Source organism: Pseudomonas sp. (assembly GCF_051660785.1).
Taxonomy (GTDB): Bacteria; Pseudomonadota; Gammaproteobacteria; order Pseudomonadales; family Pseudomonadaceae; genus Aquipseudomonas.
On record NZ_JBOFQE010000059.1, the window covers coordinates 225,559 to 247,279 of the forward strand.

Consider the following 21,721-nt stretch of genomic DNA (forward strand, 5'->3'; position numbering starts at 1 on the left):
CGGTTGCCCCTTCCACTCAGGAAAAATCACCGCCGCCCCGGGCGAAATAACCCGTCAACGACCGACAGATGGACTCCGCCAGATCTTCCTGGGTCGCGATGCCATAAGGTCGATTCCGATCAAACTGCTCTGACCAGCGAATTCGCCCCTGAGCGACATCAATCAAGCGCACCGAGGCCCGGACACGGCTCGGCTCCACCCGCACGCTGCCTTCGAGCGAATAATTGCCGCGCCCGACCCGCATGACATCCTGTGCCTTGACGCTGATTCGCGGCACCTTCATCAACACGTGGTTGCCATGGCTTTGCGTCTGTTCGAACGACTCGAACAGCCGGCAGCTCAACTCTTCACACAAGCCGCGGGTAAAGTCTCCACCGTCGCTGGTGATACAGGTAAAGGGCTGAATCTGCAGGACAGGATGCCGGGTAGCGATGCTTTTGGGTCTGAGCCGCTGGTAAGCCAATCGATAACAACCGGCCGGAATGCTCAGACGCACCGGGTCGTGCTGACCCAGGGTCGCGTAATGTGTCGCGAGCTTGCGCCGCAACCTCCCTACCTGCACGCGCACCACCGGATCATCGCCCGTGCAGTAAACCGCCGGATCACGACGAAACACCGCAATGCCGATGGCGTGCTCGGTGAGCGGAACATTGGAAAATTGAAGATCATGATCGACCAGGAAACGCAGCAAACTGCCCATCCGCCTGGACTTCGCAAACACCGGGCTGGCCAGCAGCAGCGCCAGCACCCGTTCCATCTCATCGCGATCGAGTGGCTCGGGAACGCCCTCGGCACTCGTATTGCCAACGTGCTTGATCACCATTGCCTGCCTCCGTGCAGGTTACCGACAATCGCTCGCCACCCCTGTCGAAGTGGATATTGATACTGAAGTCGTACTCCATGGCCACGCTCAACGCCCGATCCCGCAAAGGCTCGGACGCTGCAACGTCGAAGCTTAGCAGCCGCAACGCAATGGTGAAGATATTGTGCTGATTACCGCGCTGCGAGCGGTTTTCAGCAGCAACGCGTCGTGCATTGCTTGCCGCCGTAGCGGGCTTCCTGACGCTCTCGAAGAAACGCCGAATGGCTCATCACCGGCTGTTCCGGGTGTTTGAGCGCCATCTGGGCGACGTAGTTGTCGTAATCGGGGACACCGACCATCAAACGCGCGCTCTGGCTGAGAAGTCGGGCGGCTTGCTGCAGTTTATGGAACATGGCAACGCTCTCATTGTGGTTGGGGATGGGACCATGAAAGCGCACTTATGTATCTGGAATGTGTCCGCGCGACAATGTGTCCAATACCCGCCATCAACCACAACGCATAACCTGTAGCAGCTGGCGAACTGTGGTGAGGGGATTTATCCCCGTTCGGCTGCGCAGCAGTCGTAAATCCTGGGTGCACGTTATGCCTGACACACCGCATTGCTTGAGTTTACGACTGCTACGCAGCCGAACGCAGCCTCGCGCTGCTCGGCAGCTGCTACAAGGGTTTGCGTGATGGCTGGGAGGTCAGTGGGCTGGTCCGTCGTTTTCTGCGCTTTCTGCACCTGTACCAGAACCGCCCCTCGTCCAACAATGCGCGACGCACGGTCACAGTTTGTTAATATCCACGCGTTTTTTTCGTCTGATACATCAGGCGCTGCAGATTTCCCGTCGCAACACAGGAATGTTTTTCCATGAGTACGTTGTTTACCCGTCGCACGGTCCTGCGCGGAATGGGCTTGTTGAGTCTTGGCCTGCTCGCCGGCTGCGATGACAGCAGCAAGCTGTCGTTCAAGTACGGCAAGGACCTCAGCGACAAGATCATGGGACGTACCTTCAAGCTCAAAGACGCCCAGGGCGAAACGAAGATGCTGAGCAGCTATCGCGGCCTGATGCCGATGGTGTTCTTTGGTTTCACCCAATGCCCGGCGGTCTGCCCCACGACCCTGGCCCGAGCGGCGCAAGCCAAGAAACTGATGGGCCGCGACGGCGAGAAGCTGCAGGTGATCTTCATCACCCTCGACCCCGAACGCGACACCCCACAAATGCTGGATGCCTACGTCAAGTCGTTCGACCCGAGTTTCGAAGCGTTGCACGGCACGCTGGAAGAAACCGCCGCCACCGCCAAGGAGTTCGGCGTGTTCTTCGAAAAGATCCCCAGCGGTTCGACCTACACCCTCTCCCACACCGCGACCAGCTACGTCTTCGACTCCCGGGGCAACTTGCGCCTAGGGCTGTCCGCGTCCCTTACGGCTAAAGAGTGCGCAGAAGACCTGCTCACTGTCATGGAAGTCTGCTAATGAATTCGATCAGCGCAAAAACCGCTTTCTCGCGACGTGCCAAGCAACTGGTCCTGGGCTGCGCCCTGATCGGCATGGCCTGGCAGGTATCGGCGCAAACCAGCGTGGACGACGCCTGGGTCCGCGCAACCGTTGCCGGCCAGCAATCGACCGGCGCTTTCATGACATTGCAAGCTGACAGCGACAGCAAGCTGCTCAGCGTGCAATCGCCTGTCGCGAAAATCGTGCAAGTTCACCAATCAAGCATGAAAGACGATGTGATGAGCATGAGTCAGGTCGAGTCCGTCGAGTTGCCGGCCGGCAAGGCGGTGAGCTTTGATCCCCACGGTTACCACGTGATGTTGATGGACCTGACGGCGCAGGTTAAGGAAGGCGATAAAGTCCCGCTGACCCTGACCGTGGAAAACGCTAAGGGCGAGAAAGAAACCATAGAAGTGCAAGCCGAAGCCCGGGCACTTGGCATGGCTGACCACAGTAAAATGCATTAACGCTGTCCTGTGGCGAGGGGATTTATCCCCGTTGGGCTGCGAAGCGGCCCCCAGCGGCTATTCAGACAAATCGAGTTGCCTGGATTTACGACTGCTGCGCAGCCGAACGGGGATAAATCCCCTCGCCACAGGGTTTATGCTCGGCTGATCCTATTTTACGAGTCGCTTTTCCTTGGAAGGTCTATAGCCGAAATACGAGCTGTAGCACTTGCTGAAATGGCTCGGCGATACAAAGCCACACGCCACCAGCACGTCCACCTGGGACAGTTCCGTATGCTGGAGCAGCCGCCGCGCTTCGGTGATCCGCAGTTCCATGTAATACCGCTGCGGTGTGGTGCCCAGTTGCTCCTTGAATAACCGCTCGAGTTGTCGACGGGAACGGCCGGCGTAAACCGCCAGTTGTTCCAGCTCCAACGGTTCTTCGAGGTTGGCATCCATCAGCTTCACCACCTCGCGCAACGGCGCGCTCACACAGACATTTTCCGTCGGCTTGATGCGCCGGTAGCGGGACTCCTCGAATGCCAGGATGTCCTCGATCCCCTCGACGAGCGCCTTACCGTACAGCCCTTTGATCCAGTCCAGCGCCATGTGGAAAGCCCCGGAAGGACTCGACGCCGTCAGACGGTCTCGATCAATGATGTACGGCTCGCTGCTGACCTGCGTGGCCTTGCAGAAATCCGCCAGCGCCGGGCGATGTTCGGGGTGAATCGCGCAACGGTAACCGTCCAGCAAACCCGCCTTCCCCAGGAACCATGCCCCATTCCACAACCCGGCCAGGCTGACGCCCTGGTCTGATGCCGTCCGCAACAGGCTGATCAAGCCTTCGCTGGCCTTGAGTTCAGTCCTGTAGCCGCCGCAAATCACCAGCAGGTCCAGCGTTTTGATCGCTGCACAATCGATGCGCGCATCGGGCCGGATAACCAGGCCCAGATCGCTGACGACCTCCCCTTCATTCAAGCCGAACGTGCGGGAAGAGAACGAGTCAGGTCGTAGCAGATTGGCGGTGATAACCGTATCCAGCGCCTGGGTGAACGCGGGCAGCGAGAAATGTTCGAGCAGCAGAAATCCGGCGCGGACCGTTTGCAGGGTCCCATCGGGGTGCTCATTCAGATAGCGAAGGTTTTTGCCCTTCATGCCTCCGCTAAATTGGCGTCGTTCGATCAATGCTCGCCCCACTCCATTACGTTACCGAACCGGTTGTCTGTTACCTGATAAGGCGCCATGTTAACCCGCAGCGCCACTTTGGCGTATCCACGCCCATGATGGAACGCCAGATAGCGCTCTGCCTCAGTTATTTATACTCAAATGCCAGCTTAATAATATTTTACCGATACCAGGGTCATCCCTAGTCTTGAGCCCAAGAAATGGCAGGCCGTTCGCGGCCTAACTCCAACTTCGAAGGGTATTGAGATGACCACTGAAAAAATAAAAACAGATACGCTGATTGTTGGCGCCGGTCAGGCTGGCGTGGCCATGAGTGAACACCTGAGCAAACTCGGCGTGCCGCACCTGGTGCTGGAGCGCAATCGTATTGCCGAGCGCTGGCGCACCGGGCGCTGGGATTCGCTGGTGGCGAATGGTCCGGCGTGGCACGACCGCTTTCCCGGGCTTGATTTTGACGACCTCAGCCCCGACGAATTTGCCCCGAAAGAACGCGTCGCCGATTACTTCGAAGCCTACGCCAGGAAATTCAACGCGCCGATCCGCACTGGCGTGGACGTGCTGAAAGTCGAGCGCAATGTCGGTCGCCCGGGCTTCACCATCGAGACCTCCGAAGGCGTGATCGAAGCCAACCGCGTAGTGGCGGCCACCGGGCCTTTCCAGCGTCCGGTCATTCCGCCGATTGCTCCAAAAGATCAGCCGTTCATGCAGATCCACTCGGCCGACTACCGCAACCCGGCGCAACTGCCTGAAGGCGCGGTGCTGGTGGTCGGCGCAGGTTCGTCCGGCGTGCAGATTGCCGATGAATTGCAGCGTGCCGGCAAGAAGGTTTACCTCTCCGTCGGCGCCCACGACCGCCCTCCTCGCGCCTATCGCAACCGTGATTTCTGCTGGTGGCTGGGAGTGCTGGGCGAGTGGGATCAGGCAGCGATGAAACCGGGTCGGGAACACGTGACCATCGCGGTCAGCGGCGCCCATGGCGGGCGCACCGTGGACTTCCGTGGACTGGCCCATCGCGGAATGACGCTGGTGGGTTTGACTCAATCGTTCAACGGTAGCGTGGCGACGTTCCAGCCAAACCTGGCCGACAACTTGGCGCGTGGCGATGAGAACTATCTGGCGCTGCTGAATGCCGCCGACGCCTATATCGAACGCAACGGCCTGGACCTGCCGGAAGAACCTGAAGCGCGCCATGTGTTCCCGGATCCCGAGTGTGTCACCCAGCCGATTCTTGAGCTCGACCTGGCCAAGGCCGGCGTGACTTCGATTATCTGGGCCACCGGTTTTGCCACGGATTACAGCTGGCTCAAGGTGGCTGCCTTCGACGACAACGGCAAGCCGCAGCATCAGCGCGGTGTATCGAGCGAGGCTGGCGTGTACTTCCTCGGGCTGCCTTGGCAGTCCCGTCGCGGCTCTTCATTCATCTGGGGTGTCTGGCACGACGCCAAGTACGTGGCGGATCACATCGCCATCCAGCGCTCTTATCTCGACTATCACGATGCGGCGCAACGCGAGGCCGAACAGGCCCCGGTCGCCCACAAAACCACGGTCAGCGCTTAAGCCTTTTTCTTTTCAGGAGCTTCAAATGTCCACGCCAACCCATACCCGAATTCGCATGTTCAACACCAAGGAAACCTACCCGAACCAGAGCCTGGACAACGACCTGTGCCAGGCGGTTCGCGCCGGCAACACCGTTTATGTTCGCGGCCAGGTCGGGACGGATTTCGAGGGCAGACTGGTGGGGCTCGGTGACCCTCGGGCCCAGGCCGAGCAGGCCATGCGCAACGTCAAGCAGTTGCTGGAAGAGGCTGGCAGTGACCTCAGCCACATCGTGAAAACCACGACTTATTTGATTGACCCGCGGTATCGCGAGCCGGTGTATCAGGAAGTAGGCAAGTGGCTCAAAGGTGTGTTTCCGATCTCGACCGGGCTGGTTGTATCGGCGCTGGGGCAGCCGCAGTGGCTGATGGAGATTGATGTGATTGCGGTGATTCCTGAGTAGACCGAGTCGCCGCCATCGCTGGCAGGCCAGCTCCCACAGGGTTAGTCGTCGAGCACAAAATCTGTGTTCGCTGAAGCCCCCTGTGGGAGCGAGCCTGCTCGCGATGAGGCCCGCCCAGACACCTCATTAGCCAAGGCAAACCAAGGAGCAAAACCCATGACCTTCTCCATCGCCGCCCGCTGCCCCGAAACCGGTCAGTTCGGCATTGCGATCAGTTCATCCAGCATCGCCGTCGGCGCCCGTTGCCCGTGGCTGCTGCCGGGCGTCGGCGCTGTCTCCACACAAAACATCACCCTGCCATCGTTAGGCCCGGAAGTCCTCGCCCTCATGGAGCAAGGCCTCGCCCCTGCCGAGGCGCTGGACAAAGTCCTGACACGCAACGGCTACAGCCAATACCGCCAGATCACCGCCATCGACTACCTCGGCCAGACCGCGCATTTCAGCGGCGCGCAAACCCTCGGCAACCACAATGCTGTGTCGGGTGAACAATGCGTCGCCGCCGGCAACATGCTCGCGGATCGCTCGGTAATCGAGGCCATGGTAGAAGCATTCGAACACGGCGAAGGCCAACTCGCCGACCGCTTGCTCGCCGCCATGAAAGCCGCCATCGCCGCCGGTGGCGAAGCCGGGCCGGTGCATTCGGCGGCAATGGTGGTGGTCGGCGAACTGACCTGGCCGATCATCAACCTGCGGGTCGATTGGGCGGACGACAACCCGATCGGCCAGTTGGAAAAACTCTGGGACGCCTATCGCCCGCAAGTCCAGGACTACATCGACCGCGCCCTCGCCCCCGACAAATCCCCGGGCTACGGTGTCGCCGGAGACGACCGATGAGCAGCAGCCGCGATTTGCTGCAGACGCTGGTGGCGTTCGACACCACCAGCCGCGAATCGAACCTGCACCTGATCGAGTTCGTCCGCGATTACCTCGCGGGTTTCGATGTGCCTTGCGAACTGATCTACAACGAGCAGCGCAGCAAAGCCAATTTGTTCGCCACCATCGGCCCGGCGGATCGGCAGGGCATTGTGCTGTCGGGGCACACCGACGTGGTGCCTGTCGATGGTCAGCCGTGGACGTTTGCGCCGTTTGAACTCACCGAGCGCGATGGGAAATTATTCGGGCGCGGCACGGCGGACATGAAGGGCTACATCGCTTGCGTACTGGCGTTGGTGCCGTCGCTGGTGAACGCCCAGTTGCGGCTGCCGGTGCACATCGCACTTTCGTACGATGAAGAAGTCGGCTGCCTGGGCGTGCGCTCGTTACTGGCGGAACTGGAGCAGCGTCCGGTCAAACCGATGCTGTGCATTATCGGCGAGCCGACCGAACTGAAACCGGTGCTCGGGCATAAAGGCAAACTGGCGATGCGTTGCGATATTCATGGTGAGGCGTGCCATTCGGCGTACGCCCCGCTTGGCGTCAACGCCATCGAATACGCCGCCGAACTGATCGGTGAACTGGGGCGGATCGGCAACCGACTGAAAGCGCCCGAGCATCACGATTCGCGGTTCGATCCGCCATTCAGCACCGTGCAAACCGGGGTGATTTCCGGGGGCAAAGCATTGAACATCGTGCCTGCCGATTGCCGCTTCGACTTCGAAATCCGCGCGCTGCCTTCGCATGATCCGGGTGAGGTTGCGCAGGCGCTCAAGGCCTATGCCGAGCAGCAGGTTTTACCGCGCATGCGGGCGGTGAGTGAACAAAGCGAGATTCGATTTAGTCAGCTGTCGGCATATCCTGGATTGGCCACCGACGCGCACAGCGAAGCGGCCGAGTTGATCGCCATGTTTTGCGGCTCCCGAGCATTCGGCACCGTGGCCTTCGGCACCGAAGGCGGCCTGTTCGACGCCGCCGGAATACCCACCGTCGTCTGCGGCCCCGGCAGCATGGACCAGGGCCACAAACCCGACGAATTCGTCAGCCTCGAACAACTCACCGCGTGCGACACCATGCTGCAACGGATGCTGCTATCGATCACTGAATAACAAAGATTTCAAACACCCAAAAAACCCCTGTGGGAGCTAGCCTGCTAGCGATAGCAATCTGTCAGCCAAATCAATTTTGACTGTCATTGCTATCGCCAGCAGGCTAGCTCCCACAGGTTTTTCGGCGTCCAATCGACCCATTTTTTTTAACGTCTATACCCACAATCTTACTAATTTATCTATCCGCCCCCACCGCACATCATCAACTCCAACAAGAAAAGCGTCGCCCCCGTGCGCCGCTCACCGAAGTACGTCCACGTACTCAAATTGCCTTGGAGTCCGTCATGGTTACCACCGCAACAACCGCCGCCCCGCTCATTGAAAAACACACCATCGGCTACGTGCCGCCCGAAGATCGCCACGGCAAAACCCGCGACCTGTTCACCCTCTGGTTCGGCGGCAACATCGCCCCGCTGCCCATCGTCACCGGCGCCCTCGGCGTGCAGATGTTTCACCTCAACCTGGTGTGGGGCATCGTTGCCATTCTCGTCGGCCACCTGGTCGGCGGCGTGCTGATGGCGCTGCACTCGGCGCAAGGCCCGCAGATGGGCATCCCGCAAATGATCCAGAGCCGCGCCCAGTTCGGCTCCCTCGGCGCACTGCTGGTAGTGCTGATCGCCGGCATCATGTACATCGGCTTCTTTGCCTCCAACATCGTCCTCGCCGGCAAATCCCTGCACGGCGTCGTCGACAGCGTCCCGGTGCCCGTGGGCATCGTCATCGGCGCCCTCGGTTCCGGGATCATCGGCATCATCGGCTACCGCTTCATCCACGTGCTCAACCGCATCGGCACCTGGGTGCTGGGCGCCGGCATCGTGCTCGGCTTCGGCTACATCTTCACTCACGTGCAGACCGCCGATTTCCTCACCCGTGGCAGCTTCAACATCTCCGGCTGGCTCGCCACCGTGTCGCTCGCCGCACTCTGGCAAATCGCCTTCGCGCCGTACGTCTCCGACTACTCGCGCTACCTGCCAGCCAACGTGCCCGTGGCCGCCACATTCTGGACCACTTATCTCGGCACCGTCCTCGGCTCCAGCCTCTCGTTCATCTTCGGCGCCGTTGCCGTGCTCGCCACGCCCATCGGCATGGACACCATGGACGCCGTCAAACTCGCCACCGGTTCCATCGGCCCGCTGATGCTCGTGCTGTTCCTGCTCAGCGTCATCAGCCACAACGCCCTCAACCTCTACGGCGCCGTCCTGTCGCTGATCACCCTGGTGCAAACCTTCGCCTACCGCTGGATCCCCACCGCCAAAAGCCGCGCGGTCCTCTCCCTCATCATCCTCGCCGCCTGCTGCTTCGCCGCCGTCGGTGCGTCCGCCAACTTCATCGGCCACTTCGTCGACATGGTGCTGGTGCTGCTCGTGGTACTGGTGCCGTGGACCGCGATCAACCTGATCGACTTCTATGCGATTCACAAAGGTCAGTACGACATCAAATCGATCTTCCAGGTCGATGGCGGGATCTATGGCCGCTACAACCCGCAGGCGTTGCTGGCGTACGCGATCGGCATCGCGGTGCAGATTCCGTTCATGAACACCCCGCTGTACGTCGGGCCGATCTCCGAACACATCAACGGCGCCGACCTGTCCTGGCTGGTCGGCCTGCTCATTACCTCCCCGCTCTACTACTGGCTGGCCAACCGCGACACCGCCTACAAACGCCGCCTATCCACCGGAAAACTGGCCAACTCAATCTAACTAATCCCCCAATCCCCTGTGGGAGCGAGCCTGCTCGCGATGAGGCCCTGTCAGCCAACATCAATTTGACTGACAGCCCCCCATCGCGAGCAGCCCCGCTTACGTCTTCCCAAAATTAAATGAACCCTGCCCAACACAACCCACCTAACAGAAAGACTATCTGGAGGGTGACCCATGCAAATCGAAACAATCTGGATCGTACTGACAGCCGTTCTTTTGCTGGTCGAACTATGGGCCATCAACCGAGTGCGCAAAGCCCAAGGCAAATCAAGCAACAAACTCCTGTGGATCGTAGTGATCGTGTTTGTGCCGCTGATCGGGGTGGTGGCGTGGGCATTGGCAGGACCGAAACACACCGAACACAACCCGCATTCGCCGCAGGCTCGGCAATGAGATTGGACGGTCCGCGATAACGATTAGAAAACTGCACAATTCAAAATGACAAAGCCCCGATGATTCGGGGCTTTGTTGTTTCTGGTCATCCGATCAACGTACGAGCCACCAAAAGCCGAAATCCTTTGATTTTTCACATCCGAAAATCATGTAGGAAACCACCCACCGTGGCGAGGGAGCTTGCTCCCGCTGGGTGGCGAAGCCGCCCCAAACCCCACCAAACTTTTAAACAACCCAACCCCCTGTAGCAGCTGGCGAAGCCTGCGTTCGGCTGCGCAGCAGCCGCAAATCCAGCACACACGGTCCACCTGACACTAAACAACGTCTGAATTCACGTCAGCTTCGCAGCCGAACGTAGTCGCCGCCTCCAACCACTAAACAACGATTTTGGTCCTACAGCCTCGTTTGCACGCGCCAAAATCGCCGCTTATAGTTCGCCCCGTCACTGACGACCATCAGAGAAAGGGTTTCGCAGCCCTAAAAGAAGATCACCAAATACCGTCAGACATGACACGGCCGGTTTCCGTCTGTGAATGGATTTTGGCGACTTTGATTCATTTTTTAGGACTTCAAGCATGTCAACCCAGAACACTCCCCGCCGCTTCACCCCAATGTCCCAACTCGCCACCGACCACCCCGTTCTGCTCATCGACTACGACGCCCCGCTCCGCGAACTCCACAACTGCCTCAGCGAACGCCTCAACGCCGTCCTCAAATACCTCAACCTCATGGCCTGCACCAGCCTCCCCGACTACGCCGAACACGACATCAACACCGTCACCAACATTGCCCGGATCATGGTCCAGGATGTGAGCGATGTGTTTCGGGTGATTGAGCAGCGTGGGTTTGATGTACCAAAGAGTCAGTGATCCGAGTTAGCTCGCAAAAAGCCGTCTGTTCTGCGGATTTTTTAACCCTATGAAAATGAAAAAGCAGTCTATCGTTCCGAGTCGAGGACGCGGGCATGCACACCACATGCAGTCATGATCCAGCGATGATCAGTGATCGACTTTGGTCTCAACCTCTTTCACTGACATTAAGTTAATGGCACTCTGCTACCCTACACGCGTGTTGTCGAGTCATGAGCTTACAGTTCATCCAGTTCAACACCTGCCACACCAGAAAACGAAGGAAAGGATGCCCATGAAAAAGTGGTTTTTTGCGCTCATCATCTTCAACTCGGCCGTGTGTTCAGCCGCGACAATCCTCAACCCAATGGATTTTGACGGCTCCGAAGCTCAGAAAAAGCAAGTGATCGAATCCATTACCGCAACGGTAAAAAAAGACTACTGCGAGAAAATCGACATGTGCCAGGAAAGTACTCTACGCATGATGGAGAAGCAGAATCTCGACGCCTTCAAAGAAGCCACCAAAGCCACCGACCGAAAGATCATGAATGCTGTTATCCGCGACTACTGCGAAAAAATCGACATGTGCAACTACGGTACGATCTGGATGATGTATAAGCAAAACTTCAAGGCCAGCAATAAATCACTTACATGGTAGGACACTAAAGTAGCGGTTACTGCAGCACCTGCAGTTTTTTTGGCGGCGAATCAGTATCGACTCTACAAGCGCGCTCTGCCATAGAGCGTCGTCAGCTCAATTTCGTACATAAATAGAAACTTATAGTCATACACTCCAATCGATCTGAGCGCAGACTTAAGTGATTCAGGGAACAATGCATGAAGACTATGAAAGTTGCCAACGTTGAAGAGGCCGTGGCGCTTGCAAATCAACTTAAGCAGGAAGGTAGCTATAATTGGTTCCGGGGCCAATTGCGTGAGTGGACGCCACAGTCATCCCTTGAGCGCCGGTTGCATGAAAACCCGAACGCCAAGCCACTGCTGGATGCACAACTGAATAGGTTTCTCATTTGGATCAAAGATCAACCTGAGCTCGCTTATCTGGCGGATCCCGAGAATATAGATGCGCTTTTTGCTGTACTGCAGCATTACGGCTTTCCGACATCCTATATCGACTTCACCACCGAGCCCGCAGTTGCTGGTTTCTTCGCGTCCGATACCGCACAACCACCTGAAGCGCCGGGTAACTGCGTTATCTATTGCCTAAATACAACGGAGCTTGTCGAGTTCTACAGCGAACTCAACCAGAGCATCGACCTTGGCCCTTTGCTCGTCGAGCCCGTGGTGGTGAACGTCCCCAACCTGTGGCGTTTGCAGTCTCAGCGTGGCTGTTTCTTGTTTGCGAACCACGCGTGGTATCTAAACTACAACATGGACCGAATTATTTTCCCTTGGAGTGGTGCTCCCGCATTTCCCACTCGCGAACAAATCTATCCTGCTGACAAGAGCTCTCTTGAGCGATTGCTTGACCAGCATTTTTTCAATGAGAGAAAGCTTGAAAACCAAGCGTTCTTAAGATCGTTGGCTAACTTCACACATATTGATGTAGATGAGCTATCACTGGACGAACAAGATCACTTCATCTCTCCTCCACAGCCTATAAAGCAGTGGCATGGCGATGCACTGAATGAGTGGTCCAAGGCACCCATTGAGCACTTCGATTCCACCGTCGGCCGGCGAATACCTATACCCCTACGCGTCGGAAACGCAGCGCCCGACTCTGCTTATCAGGTTCAACTATCAATAAAAAATGCGCTTGATTGGCAACCGGGGTTGAGGGCAGAGGCCGTCGAGTGGCACTTCACTGGCTTGCCCGATAATGTGGATGAAAAACATTTCGTAGCGTCAATTCGCGCTGCGTGGAACGGCATGCGCAACCTTCCATACACGAATGACGATATTGCCGCTGCGATGTCTGCCCTAGTGACCCTTTGTGGCATAACGGACTGTTACGCGTTCGATGGCGGAAAAATTGACCAGGCATTTTCCAGCTGGATTTCCGATGCGTTACGCGTGGAGTTTGGTAATCCGAACGGTGTGTACTCTCAGGCCTACTGTTCCAACGCTCATTTGCTTGAGGCCTTGGACGCGGGCTGGAAGACGAACCTGAAAAATCCGCAGCTTGTTTCCATCATCACAGCATTCTGCTACATGCACGATCCCCGCCTCATGTTCGACTTCAAACAATTATCCAGGATCTTTGCTCGAGAGGTTATCCCGTCACAACTAGCCATGAAGCGTCCCGTCGTGCTTTTTAACCCCGCTGAAATGGACAGCTTTGGTCTTTCTTAAAAAACAAAAAGCTGCACCCCAAAAAAGGTGACAGGTCTATTTGTAAAAATAGATCCGTCACCTTTTTCATACAGCTCCGAAATTTACGTCTACCTCCAATCGTATGGAATGTTTGTGCCGTTCCAATACGTCACGAAGAACGTGCTGGGCGAATGGACTATTGAGGCGGTGGAATATTGAGTTGCCTGGCCTATTTCATTTTTTGCAGCGCCACCCTTGCTCGAAGCAGGCTAAAACTGATGCAATAAAAAGCCCGGTTCCTGGGCCGGGCTCATCTCGCAGCATGGGATGAAAAGCAACTAACCCCCACCCGAGTTCCCCCCACTACTGCTGCCACTCGCCTGCCCTGGTTCGCCAGTCTTTGATCCAGCAGGCGTCGGGCCGCTATCGGTCGTCCCGCCATCGGCCCCTTTAGGGAGTGAGCCCGCGTCGGGGTTTGCATTGGTGCTTTTTGGTGCGGGGTCGCGGGTTTGACTCGTGCCATCAGTCGAGGTGGTCCCGGGTGTTGAGTCAGCTGCGATCGCATACAGCGAACTGCCAGACATCATGACTGCGAGCGTCAGCACCACTGTTTTGTGATTCATCATGTTGATTCTTCCTGAGCGTGGGGTAACACGACATTGGAAGGATGGGTCACGAGAACGTGCTGGGCAGTGGACGAGCGGTTACGTCTGACAGGAATCGTGGGACTTCCCAGGTCAAGAATTTGTACTATTTTTATGGTCTCTCTGGATTGACCGGTTCCAGATCAAAACGGGCTGACGGTCATCAATGATCCGTAACAGGAGATCGCATCATGAAGCGTTTGCTTGCGTCCCTTGGATTCTCATCGTTACTGGTGGCTTCGGCAGTGTTCGCTCATCACGGGTGGAGTGAGTACGACTCGAGCAAAGCCTTGCAGCTGGACGGAACAATCGAGGAATCCGGTTACTCCCACCCGCACGGGTTCGTTCGGCTGAAGACCGCCGACAAGACCTGGAATGTCGTGCTGGCGCCGCCCTCGCGCATGGAGAACCGTGGTCTTTCCAGGGAAATGCTGAGTGTCGGCAAGCAGGCGATGGTGGTGGGCTATCAGAATCGCAACAACCCCGATGAACTGCGCGCAGAACGCATCACGGTCGACAACAAAACCACTGAGTTACGCTGATGCAGACAACTGGCACCAGCAATGGATCGGGTCTGGACGGCTGGCTGGACTATGTGGGTGACTCGCAACTCGGGTCGGCCATGCGCAGCGAGTTATGGCTGTATCCGATCGTCGAGGTGGTTCACATCCTGGGTTTCGTGGTGCTTGTCGGCTCGGTCGTCATGTTCGATTTGCGGGTTCTCGGGGTGTCGAGAGGTCTGCCGGTGACTGCGTTGGCTCACCACCTCCTGAGGTGGGGAGTCGCTGCGCTGCTATTGATAGTCCCCGCCGGGTTGATGATGTTTTCAGCCCATCCGCACGACTTCGCATCCAACGGCGTTTTTATTTTGAAGCTTTGCTTGATCGGTGTTGCAGGCCTCAACGCGGCGCTTTTTCACGTGGGTGTTTTCCGTTCAGTAGATAGGTGGAACACCGACACCGCGGCGCCTGGAGTAGCAAAAATCCAGGCGATATTTTCGATTATGTTATGGATCAGCGTGGTGCTCTGCGGTCGGCTGCTGGCGTACACGTGACAGCCACCTTTCAACACTTTCACAAACTAAATCATGAGACCGTGTTCATGAATCCTGAGCCAGGGCCAGCGAGCCTGATAACTCTTCGCCTTCTGTTCAAATAAATCGGGCTGGGGATTTTTGGGATTGATACGAAGAATCCCGTGCTCCGTGTCAGCCAGACCGTTGGGGGCGTAGACCTCACCCGTTTCAATATCCAGCCCGATGCACGTGCCGGCGATCAGGTAGCGATCAATGCCGTCGGTAGTCGACTGAAGCCGAGGATAGGATCCGCCGAAACGCTGGCTGTACCAAAGGTGGACGCGAGCCTGATTCTTGATTTCAACGTTAACGCCGAGATCCTGGAAAAGGCGTTGTGCCGATTTTATGACCTCGTTCTCGGCCTCCCAGGACAAATCCTCATCGAAGTAAAAAACGTCGTAATCCTTGATCCCCCAAGCGGACGACTGATTCGACTGATGATTCCAGACGGCCTGAAAAAGGCAGCCGGCCGTTAGCATGCATTGACTCAACCCGAGTGAAGGCAAGCGAGCGGTGATTTCAGCGTTTATTGAGTTGGCCATCGCCAGGCTGACCAACTTTTCAGCAGTCAATGTCATTTTCGTTCCTTGAAAGGTGATCGCATCCTGACGATCGATAAACTAAACAGCTCCACTCCTGATGACCGCGCATCAGTCCAGCAGCGCAACCTTCTTCAGCAGCTCGCACAACCCGGCAGGAACCAGCGGTGTATCGCCAGTAATACTGTCGAGCGGCAGCCACTTCGCAATGAAGGCAGTGCCATCGGTTTCTTGAGCGTTCAAGTGGGGCCGTTCATAGACGCTGGCATCTACGAATTTCGCATCATAGACCTGCACGATTTCGTGCCCGGGCGTGCCGGCATAGGTGAAGATGTTTTCGAGCGTGCCGAGCAGGCGAACATCGGTGATGGATAAGCCGAGTTCTTCATCGACCTCACGTATTACGGCTTGGGCGCTGGTTTCGCCAAATTCGATTCCGCCACCGATTGGGCGCAAGAATGGCTTTCCAGTAACGGGGTCGTACGCTTCGTTGACCAGTATCTTGCCATCGTGATGGAAGATGCAGAGTGCGAGGGGGCGGATGCGGTGTGGGGCCATGAGGTGAAGTCCATTTCCTTTAGAAAAACGCTGAATCAGCTGCTTCCATTCAGCATGGGTGTCGTCTGCGGACGCAGCCTTCGGCAGCTGCTACAGGGTTGCGTCCGTTTTGGATCAGAAGTTGGCCGGGGTGTTGGCGCTGATGATTTCCGCTTCATCCTGGCCGATATTGCGGAACTTGTGCGGCAGCGTCGTCGGGAAGTAGTAGCCGTCACCAGCGTTGAGGACACTGATCTGCCCATCAACCGTCAGCTCAACAGTGCCCCGGGTGACGAGCCCACACTCCTCGCCTTCCGAATGCACAATCGGCTCTTCCCCCGAACTCGCCCCTGGCGCGTATTGCTCGCGCAACAAGCGCATCTGCCTACTCGGTACCGAAGCGCCGATCAGCAGCAACCGCAGCCCATGTCGGCCGAGGTCCGGCTGTTCATTGGCGCGGAACACATATTGATGTTCACGTGGCGGCTGGTCGAAGGTAAAGAAGTCCGCCAGGGACATGGGGATGCCTTCGAGCAGTTTTTTCAGGGAGCTGACGGAGGGACTGACGCGATTCTGTTCGATCAGGGAAATGGTGGCATTGGTGACGCCGCTACGCCGGGCCAGCTCGCGCTGGGACAGTTTGTAGCTTTCGCGTACTAATTTGAGTCGTGAGCCCGTGTCCATGACAGCCTTATGCGAGGAAAACTTAAGGGTTATGGGGGTGGATGGCGGGCGACTCTTGGCCGCGAAAGTACCGCTTCCCTGTCCCGGAATTGTGAAAGGCGGGTATTAAATCACGTTTGGGGGTGTTGCTCAGCAGGATCGATGGGTGGCCGGAAAAAAAGGCCTTTCGGCCCTGATGCAGGCTGGATCAGATACCTGGAACTGTGGGAGCGAGCCTGCTCGCAAAGGCGGTGTGCCAGGCAACATCGATGTGGACTGTCCCGTCGTCATCGCGAGCAGGCTCGCTCCCACAGGGGATTTGTGGCGCACGCCAGATTTGTATACGCCCGGGAACAAACTGTGGGAGCGAGCCTGCTCGCGATGGCGGTGTGTCAGGCGACATTGATGGCGACTGATAGGGCCTCATCGCGAGCAGGCTCGCTCCTACAGGGTTTTGCGTTGGTTTAGATACCGAACCGGTCGCGCAGCGCGTAGTACGCGGCGCCCATGGCGGTGAGCGGGGCCTGGAAGGTGCGGCCGCCGAGCATGGGCATGTGCGGCAAGGATGCGAACGCATCGAAGCGTTCGGCGTCGCCGCGGATCATTTCCGAGATCAGTTTGCCGGCCAGGTGCGAGCAGGTGACGCCGTGGCCGCTGTAGCCTTGCATGTAGTAGGCGTTTTTCTCGATGCGACCGAATTGCGGCATGCGGGACATGGTCAGCAGGAAGTTGCCGGTCCAGCGGTAGTCGATCTTCACGTCCTTCAGTTGCGGGAAGGTCTTGAGGATTTTCGGCTTGATCAGTTGCTCGATGTCGTCCGGCTCGCGGGCGCCGTAGACCACGCCACCACCGTATAGCAGACGGTTATCGGCAGTGAGACGGTAGTAATCGAGCAGGTAGTTGCAGTCTTCGACGCAGTAGTTGTTCTTGATCAGGCTGCGCGCAACCTTCTCCGACAACGGCTCGGTGACGACGATTTGCGAGCCGCACGGCATGCTTTTGCGCGTGACGCGATTGTCGAGGTCTTGCGGTAGATAGGCGTTGCCGGCGATCAGCAGGTATTTGGCGCGGACGATACCTTTGGCGGTGCGCACGGTGATCGGTTCGCCGTAGGTGATTTCCACCGCGGCCGATTGCTCGTAGATTTTGCCGCCGAGGCCGATGATGGCCGAGGCTTCGCCGAGGGCCAGGTTCAGCGGGTGGATGTGGCCGCCCTGCAGGTCGAGCAGGCCGCCGACGTAGTTGTCGCAACCGACTTCGCGCTTGATGTCCGCCGCGTCGAGCATCTTCAGGTTTTTATTGCCGTAGCGCTCCCAGCTGCTTTTCTGCTCGGCCAGGCCTTTGAGCTGCTTCTTGTTCAGCGCGGCGAAGATGCCGCCCGGTTTGTAGTCGCACTGGATGTCGTAGTGTTGTATGCGCTGACGGATGATGTCGGCGCCTTCGAAGATCATGCTGCCGAGGACTTCAGCGGTCTTGTCGCCGTAGCGCTCTTCGATCACATCGACGTCGCGGCTGTAAGAGTTGACCAGTTGACCGCCGTTGCGACCGCTGGCGCCGAAACCGACTTTGGCGGCTTCGAGCACGGTCACGCTGTAGCCCGCTTCGGCGAGGAACAGGGCCGAGGACAAACCGGTGTAGCCGGCGCCGATAATGCAGACGTCACAATCCACCGCGTGCTCCAGCACCGGAAAATCACCGGTGAAGTTGCGGGTGGCGGCGTAGTAGCTGTTTACATGTGTTGTTGGTTTCATACGTTTCTCCGATGGCCGCAGGTTGACCTGCGACCGCCGCTGTAGAGGTGTCAGAGCTTGATCCAGGTCGCTTTGAGTTCGGTGTATTTGTCGAACGCGTGCAGCGATTTGTCCCGACCGTTACCCGACTGTTTGTACCCGCCGAACGGCGCGGTCATGTCGCCGCCGTCGTACTGGTTGACCCAGACGCTGCCGGCGCGCAAACCGCGAGCGAAGGTGTGGGCCTTGCTCAGGTTGCTGGTCCAGACGCCGGCGGCCAGGCCGAAGATGCTGTCGTTGGCGATGGCCAGTGCTTCTTCAGCGGTGTCGAAGGTGATCAGCGAAAGCACCGGGCCGAAGATTTCTTCCCGGGCGATGGTCATGGCGTTGGTCACACCGTCGAAAATCGCTGGTTCCACGTACAGGCCACCGGTGGCTTCGAGAGTGCGGCTGCCGCCCGCGATCAGTTGCGCGCCCTGGTCTTTGCCGACCTGGATGTAGCGCAACACGTTGTCCAGTTGGCGCTGATCAACCACTGCGCCGACGGTGGTTTCTGGATCGAGGGCGTGCCCCGGCTTCCAGGCTTGCAACGCTTCCACCAGCAGCGGAATGAACTGCTCGCGAATCGAACGCTGCACCAGCAAACGCGAACCGGCGGTGCAGACTTCGCCCTGGTTGAAGGCAATCGCACCGGCCGCCGCTTGTGCTGCCGCGCGCAAATCCGGCGCGTCGGCGAACACCACGTTTGGACTCTTCCCCCCTGCTTCGAGCCAGACGCGTTTCATGTTGCTTTGCCCGGCGTAGATCATCAATTGCTTGGCAATCGCGGTCGAGCCGGTGAAGGCCAGCACGTCGACGTCCATGTGCAACGCCAGCGCCTTGCCGACGGTGTGACCGAAGCCCGGCAGGACGTTGAACACACCTTTCGGAATGCCGGCGTCCAGCGCCAGTTGCGCAATGCGAATGGCCGTGAGCGGCGACTTTTCCGAAGGCTTGAGGATGAACGAGTTACCGGCTGCGAGGGCCGGAGCGAACTTCCAGCTGGCCATGATCAACGGGAAGTTCCACGGCACGATGGCGGCGACCACGCCCGCAGGTTCGCGGGTGATGAGGCCGAGTTGGTCGTGGGGCGTGGCGGCAACTTCGTCGTAGATCTTGTCGATGGCCTCGGCGCTCCAGCGGATCGCGTTGGCGGTCGCCGGGATGTCGATGTTCATCGAGTCGTTGATCGGCTTGCCCATGTCGAGGGTTTCGAGCAGGGCCAGTTCTTGCTGGTTGGCCTGGATCAAATCGGCGAAGCGGATCAGGATGCGCTTGCGCTCGGCCGGGGCAAGGTTGGCCCAGATGCCGGAATCGAAGGTGCGGCGCGCGACGGCCACGGCTTCGTTGGCGTCGGCTTCGTCGGTGCTGGCGACGTTGGCCAGGAAACGACCGTCGACCGGGCTGATGCATTCGAAGGTGTCACCGCTGAGTGCTGCGCGGTACTGGCCGTCGATGAAGGCGCGGCTTTCGATGGATAAGGACTGGAAGCGTTGTTCCCAGTCGCTGCGGGTGTTTGTCATGGTTGTGACTCGACGCGGGGGAATTGGGTGGTTGTCTGGCTGATGTGTTCGGCTTGGGATCCAGCCCTCACCCTAGCCCTCTCCCGGGGGAGAGGGGACTGACCGAGTTGTCTTAAGACATTCAGCGACCTGATCGATCCAGTCGATTATGGATTCGATACGAAAGCGTCAGGTCGCAGGAGCTCCCAAGCATCCCCCGATCAGTCCCCTCTCCCCCTGGGAGAGGGTTAGGGTGAGGGCCTTTGCAGACTTAAACCGTATGCAGATACCAGTTGTACTCAAGGTCCGAGATGGAGTTCTCGAACTCGGCCAGCTCGCTTTCCTTGCACGCCACGAACACGTCGATGTACATCGGGTCGATGTAACGCGACATGACTTCGCTGTCGTCGAGCTCACGCAGTGCATCGCGCAGGTTGTTCGGCAGGCTCTGCTCGTTCTGCTCGTAGCTGTTGCCTTCCACCGGTGCGCCCGGTTCGATCTGGTTGGTCAGGCCGTGGTGAATACCGGCCAGCACCGAGGCCATCAGCAAGTACGGGTTGGCATCGGCGCCCGCCACACGGTGTTCGATGCGCACCGAGTCCGGCGAACCGGTCGGCACTCGCACTGCAACGGTACGGTTGTCGATGCCCCAGCTCGGCGAGTTCGGTACGTAGAACTGCGCGCCGAAACGACGGTACGAGTTGACGTTCGGGCACAAGAAAGCCATCTGCGCCGGCAGGGTCTCGAGCACACCGCCGATCGCGTGTCGCAGCGCGGCGTTCTGCTCGGGATCCTCGCTGGCGAAGATGTTGTTGCCTTCTTTGTCGAGAATTGAGATGTGCACGTGCAAACCGTTACCCGCCTGGCCCGGATACGGCTTGGCCATAAACGTGGTGTCCATCTCGTGGTCGTAGGCGATGTTCTTCACCAGACGCTTGAGCAACACCGCGTAGTCGCAGGCCTTGATCGGGTCGTTGACGTGATGCAGGTTCACTTCGAATTGCGCCGGGGCGCTTTCCTTGACGATGGCGTCGGCAGGGATGCCCTGCTCTTTCGCGCCTTCGAGGATGTCTTGCAGGCAGTCGACGTATTCGTCGAGGTCGTCGATCAGGTAGACCTGGGTCGACACCGGACGCTTGCCCGATACCGGCGAACGCGGTGACTGCGGACGGCCGTTCACGTTGTCCTGGTCGATCAGGTAGAACTCGAGCTCGAACGCCGCGCAGATGGTCAGGCCGAGTTCGTCGAATTTGCGCACCACATTAGCCAACACTTCCCGAGGGTCGGCGAAGAATGCCTCGCCTTCCAGTTCGTGCATGGTCATCAGCAACTGAGCGGTCGGGCGCTTCTGCCACGGCTCAATGCTCAGGGTGCCAGGGATGGGGAAGCAGATCCGGTCCGAGTCGCCGATGTCCAGACCCAGGCCGGTGCTTTCCACCGTAGAGCCGTTGATGTCCAGGGCAAACAGAGACGCCGGGAGGTTAATGCCTTTTTCGTAAACCTTATGAAGACTGGTGCGTTCGATGCGCTTGCCGCGCACCACACCGTTCATATCCGCAATCAGAAGGTCGACGTACAAAACCTCAGGATATTTCTTAAGGAATGCGTTTGCTTCGTTGAGTTGAACGGTACGCAGAGGGACCGACATGATGCACCTATTAGCTGTTAATTATTATGTTCACTACCTTGTTGCGAGCCCAGTCAACCCGAACGGCAAAGTGAAGTCAATAGCGAACACCTGACCTCTCAACCTTTATTTTCGGGCCTTTTTTGGGGACGAGAGTGCCAAATGAGTCACGCACACCGCGCAAATCCTGAAGATCCGACGCGCGGCGTTTAGAATTTTTTACATGAGAGTTGTTAAT

The 21,721-nt window shown here is 58.0% G+C and carries 22 protein-coding genes; 13 read left to right on the plus strand and 9 right to left on the minus strand.

Annotation, left to right across the window (positions count from 1 at the left end; genetic code table 11):
• Window positions 1–16: 16 nt before the first annotated feature.
• Together ACRC4F_RS16730 and ACRC4F_RS16735 are read right to left on the minus strand one after the other, a co-directional pair.
• Entirely contained in the window at window positions 17–823 is an 807-nt protein-coding gene (locus ACRC4F_RS16730) for a hypothetical protein (protein ID WP_438660340.1), read from the minus strand.
• Between the two features lie 191 nt (window positions 824–1,014).
• Window positions 1,015–1,215, minus strand: a complete 201-nt coding sequence (locus tag ACRC4F_RS16735; protein ID WP_438660341.1) for a YbdD/YjiX family protein — start codon at window positions 1,213–1,215, stop codon at window positions 1,015–1,017.
• 461 nt (window positions 1,216–1,676) lie between these two features.
• On the opposite strand from ACRC4F_RS16735, the gene ACRC4F_RS16740 reads away from it, so the two are divergent.
• On the plus strand, window positions 1,677–2,282 hold the full coding sequence (locus ACRC4F_RS16740; RefSeq protein WP_438660342.1) for an SCO family protein: 606 nt from the start codon (window positions 1,677–1,679) through the stop codon (window positions 2,280–2,282).
• Window positions 2,282–2,770 (plus strand): copper chaperone PCu(A)C, encoded by a 489-nt coding sequence (locus ACRC4F_RS16745; protein WP_438660343.1) that lies wholly within the window; start codon window positions 2,282–2,284, stop codon window positions 2,768–2,770. Before ACRC4F_RS16740 ends, ACRC4F_RS16745 begins: the two co-directional genes overlap by 1 nt.
• 150 nt (window positions 2,771–2,920) lie before the next feature.
• Here ACRC4F_RS16745 and ACRC4F_RS16750 read toward each other — a convergent pair whose 3' ends face one another.
• A complete protein-coding gene (locus ACRC4F_RS16750) occupies window positions 2,921–3,904 on the minus strand; it encodes a GlxA family transcriptional regulator (RefSeq protein ID WP_438660344.1) in 984 nt (327 codons plus the stop codon).
• A 276-nt stretch (window positions 3,905–4,180) separates the two neighbouring features.
• Here ACRC4F_RS16750 and ACRC4F_RS16755 point away from each other — a divergent pair, with 276 nt between their 5' ends.
• From ACRC4F_RS16755 to ACRC4F_RS16805, 11 genes are all read left to right on the plus strand, one after another.
• The gene (locus ACRC4F_RS16755) at window positions 4,181–5,491 is read left to right on the plus strand and encodes a flavin-containing monooxygenase (RefSeq protein ID WP_438660345.1); all 1,311 of its coding nucleotides are present in this window, start codon (window positions 4,181–4,183) and stop codon (window positions 5,489–5,491) included.
• A 25-nt stretch (window positions 5,492–5,516) separates the two neighbouring features.
• Window positions 5,517–5,933, plus strand: a complete 417-nt coding sequence (locus ACRC4F_RS16760) for a RidA family protein (RefSeq protein WP_017338215.1) — start codon at window positions 5,517–5,519, stop codon at window positions 5,931–5,933.
• Between the two features lie 156 nt (window positions 5,934–6,089).
• On the plus strand, window positions 6,090–6,767 hold the full coding sequence (locus ACRC4F_RS16765; RefSeq protein ID WP_438660346.1) for a DUF1028 domain-containing protein: 678 nt from the start codon (window positions 6,090–6,092) through the stop codon (window positions 6,765–6,767).
• Window positions 6,764–7,915 carry an acetylornithine deacetylase gene (argE, locus tag ACRC4F_RS16770; protein WP_438660347.1) on the plus strand — a complete coding sequence of 384 codons (1,152 nt, stop codon included), beginning with the start codon at window positions 6,764–6,766 and terminating at the stop codon, window positions 7,913–7,915. The genes ACRC4F_RS16765 and argE overlap by 4 nt, the downstream gene beginning before the upstream one ends.
• Window positions 7,916–8,199: 284 nt before the next feature.
• Window positions 8,200–9,615 (plus strand): purine-cytosine permease family protein, encoded by a 1,416-nt coding sequence (locus ACRC4F_RS16775; protein ID WP_438660348.1) that lies wholly within the window; start codon window positions 8,200–8,202, stop codon window positions 9,613–9,615.
• A gap of 174 nt (window positions 9,616–9,789) precedes the next feature.
• Entirely contained in the window at window positions 9,790–10,008 is a 219-nt protein-coding gene (locus tag ACRC4F_RS16780) for a PLD nuclease N-terminal domain-containing protein (protein ID WP_438660349.1), read from the plus strand.
• 575 nt (window positions 10,009–10,583) lie between these two features.
• On the plus strand, window positions 10,584–10,877 hold the full coding sequence (locus ACRC4F_RS16785; protein WP_438660350.1) for a fructose-bisphosphate aldolase: 294 nt from the start codon (window positions 10,584–10,586) through the stop codon (window positions 10,875–10,877).
• A 274-nt stretch (window positions 10,878–11,151) separates the two neighbouring features.
• On the plus strand, window positions 11,152–11,514 hold the full coding sequence (locus ACRC4F_RS16790; protein WP_438660351.1) for a hypothetical protein: 363 nt from the start codon (window positions 11,152–11,154) through the stop codon (window positions 11,512–11,514).
• Window positions 11,515–11,693: 179 nt separating this feature from the next.
• Window positions 11,694–13,166 carry an FRG domain-containing protein gene (locus tag ACRC4F_RS16795; protein ID WP_438660352.1) on the plus strand — a complete coding sequence of 491 codons (1,473 nt, stop codon included), beginning with the start codon at window positions 11,694–11,696 and terminating at the stop codon, window positions 13,164–13,166.
• Window positions 13,167–13,962: 796 nt separating this feature from the next.
• A complete protein-coding gene (locus tag ACRC4F_RS16800) occupies window positions 13,963–14,313 on the plus strand; it encodes a DUF6152 family protein (RefSeq protein WP_438660353.1) in 351 nt (116 codons plus the stop codon).
• The gene (locus ACRC4F_RS16805; protein WP_438660354.1) at window positions 14,313–14,825 is read left to right on the plus strand and encodes a DUF6644 family protein; all 513 of its coding nucleotides are present in this window, start codon (window positions 14,313–14,315) and stop codon (window positions 14,823–14,825) included. The genes ACRC4F_RS16800 and ACRC4F_RS16805 overlap by 1 nt, the downstream gene beginning before the upstream one ends.
• A 26-nt stretch (window positions 14,826–14,851) precedes the next feature.
• Here the strand turns inward: ACRC4F_RS16805 and ACRC4F_RS16810 are convergent, their stop codons facing one another.
• From ACRC4F_RS16810 to ACRC4F_RS16835, 6 genes are all read right to left on the minus strand, one after another.
• Window positions 14,852–15,424, minus strand: coding sequence for a nucleotidyltransferase family protein (locus tag ACRC4F_RS16810; protein ID WP_438660355.1), 573 nt, complete (start codon window positions 15,422–15,424; stop codon window positions 14,852–14,854).
• 72 nt (window positions 15,425–15,496) lie between these two features.
• Window positions 15,497–15,943 (minus strand): NUDIX hydrolase, encoded by a 447-nt coding sequence (locus ACRC4F_RS16815; RefSeq protein ID WP_438660356.1) that lies wholly within the window; start codon window positions 15,941–15,943, stop codon window positions 15,497–15,499.
• A gap of 114 nt (window positions 15,944–16,057) precedes the next feature.
• Entirely contained in the window at window positions 16,058–16,606 is a 549-nt protein-coding gene (locus ACRC4F_RS16820; RefSeq protein WP_007946335.1) for a cupin domain-containing protein, read from the minus strand.
• Between the two features lie 443 nt (window positions 16,607–17,049).
• Window positions 17,050–18,336: an NAD(P)/FAD-dependent oxidoreductase gene (locus ACRC4F_RS16825; protein ID WP_438660357.1), complete on the minus strand. Its 1,287-nt coding sequence runs from the start codon at window positions 18,334–18,336 to the stop codon at window positions 17,050–17,052.
• A gap of 50 nt (window positions 18,337–18,386) precedes the next feature.
• Window positions 18,387–19,877, minus strand: coding sequence for an aldehyde dehydrogenase (locus tag ACRC4F_RS16830; protein ID WP_438660358.1), 1,491 nt, complete (start codon window positions 19,875–19,877; stop codon window positions 18,387–18,389).
• A gap of 250 nt (window positions 19,878–20,127) precedes the next feature.
• Window positions 20,128–21,504 (minus strand): glutamine synthetase family protein, encoded by a 1,377-nt coding sequence (locus tag ACRC4F_RS16835; RefSeq protein WP_438660359.1) that lies wholly within the window; start codon window positions 21,502–21,504, stop codon window positions 20,128–20,130.
• Window positions 21,505–21,721: the final 217 nt, after the last annotated feature.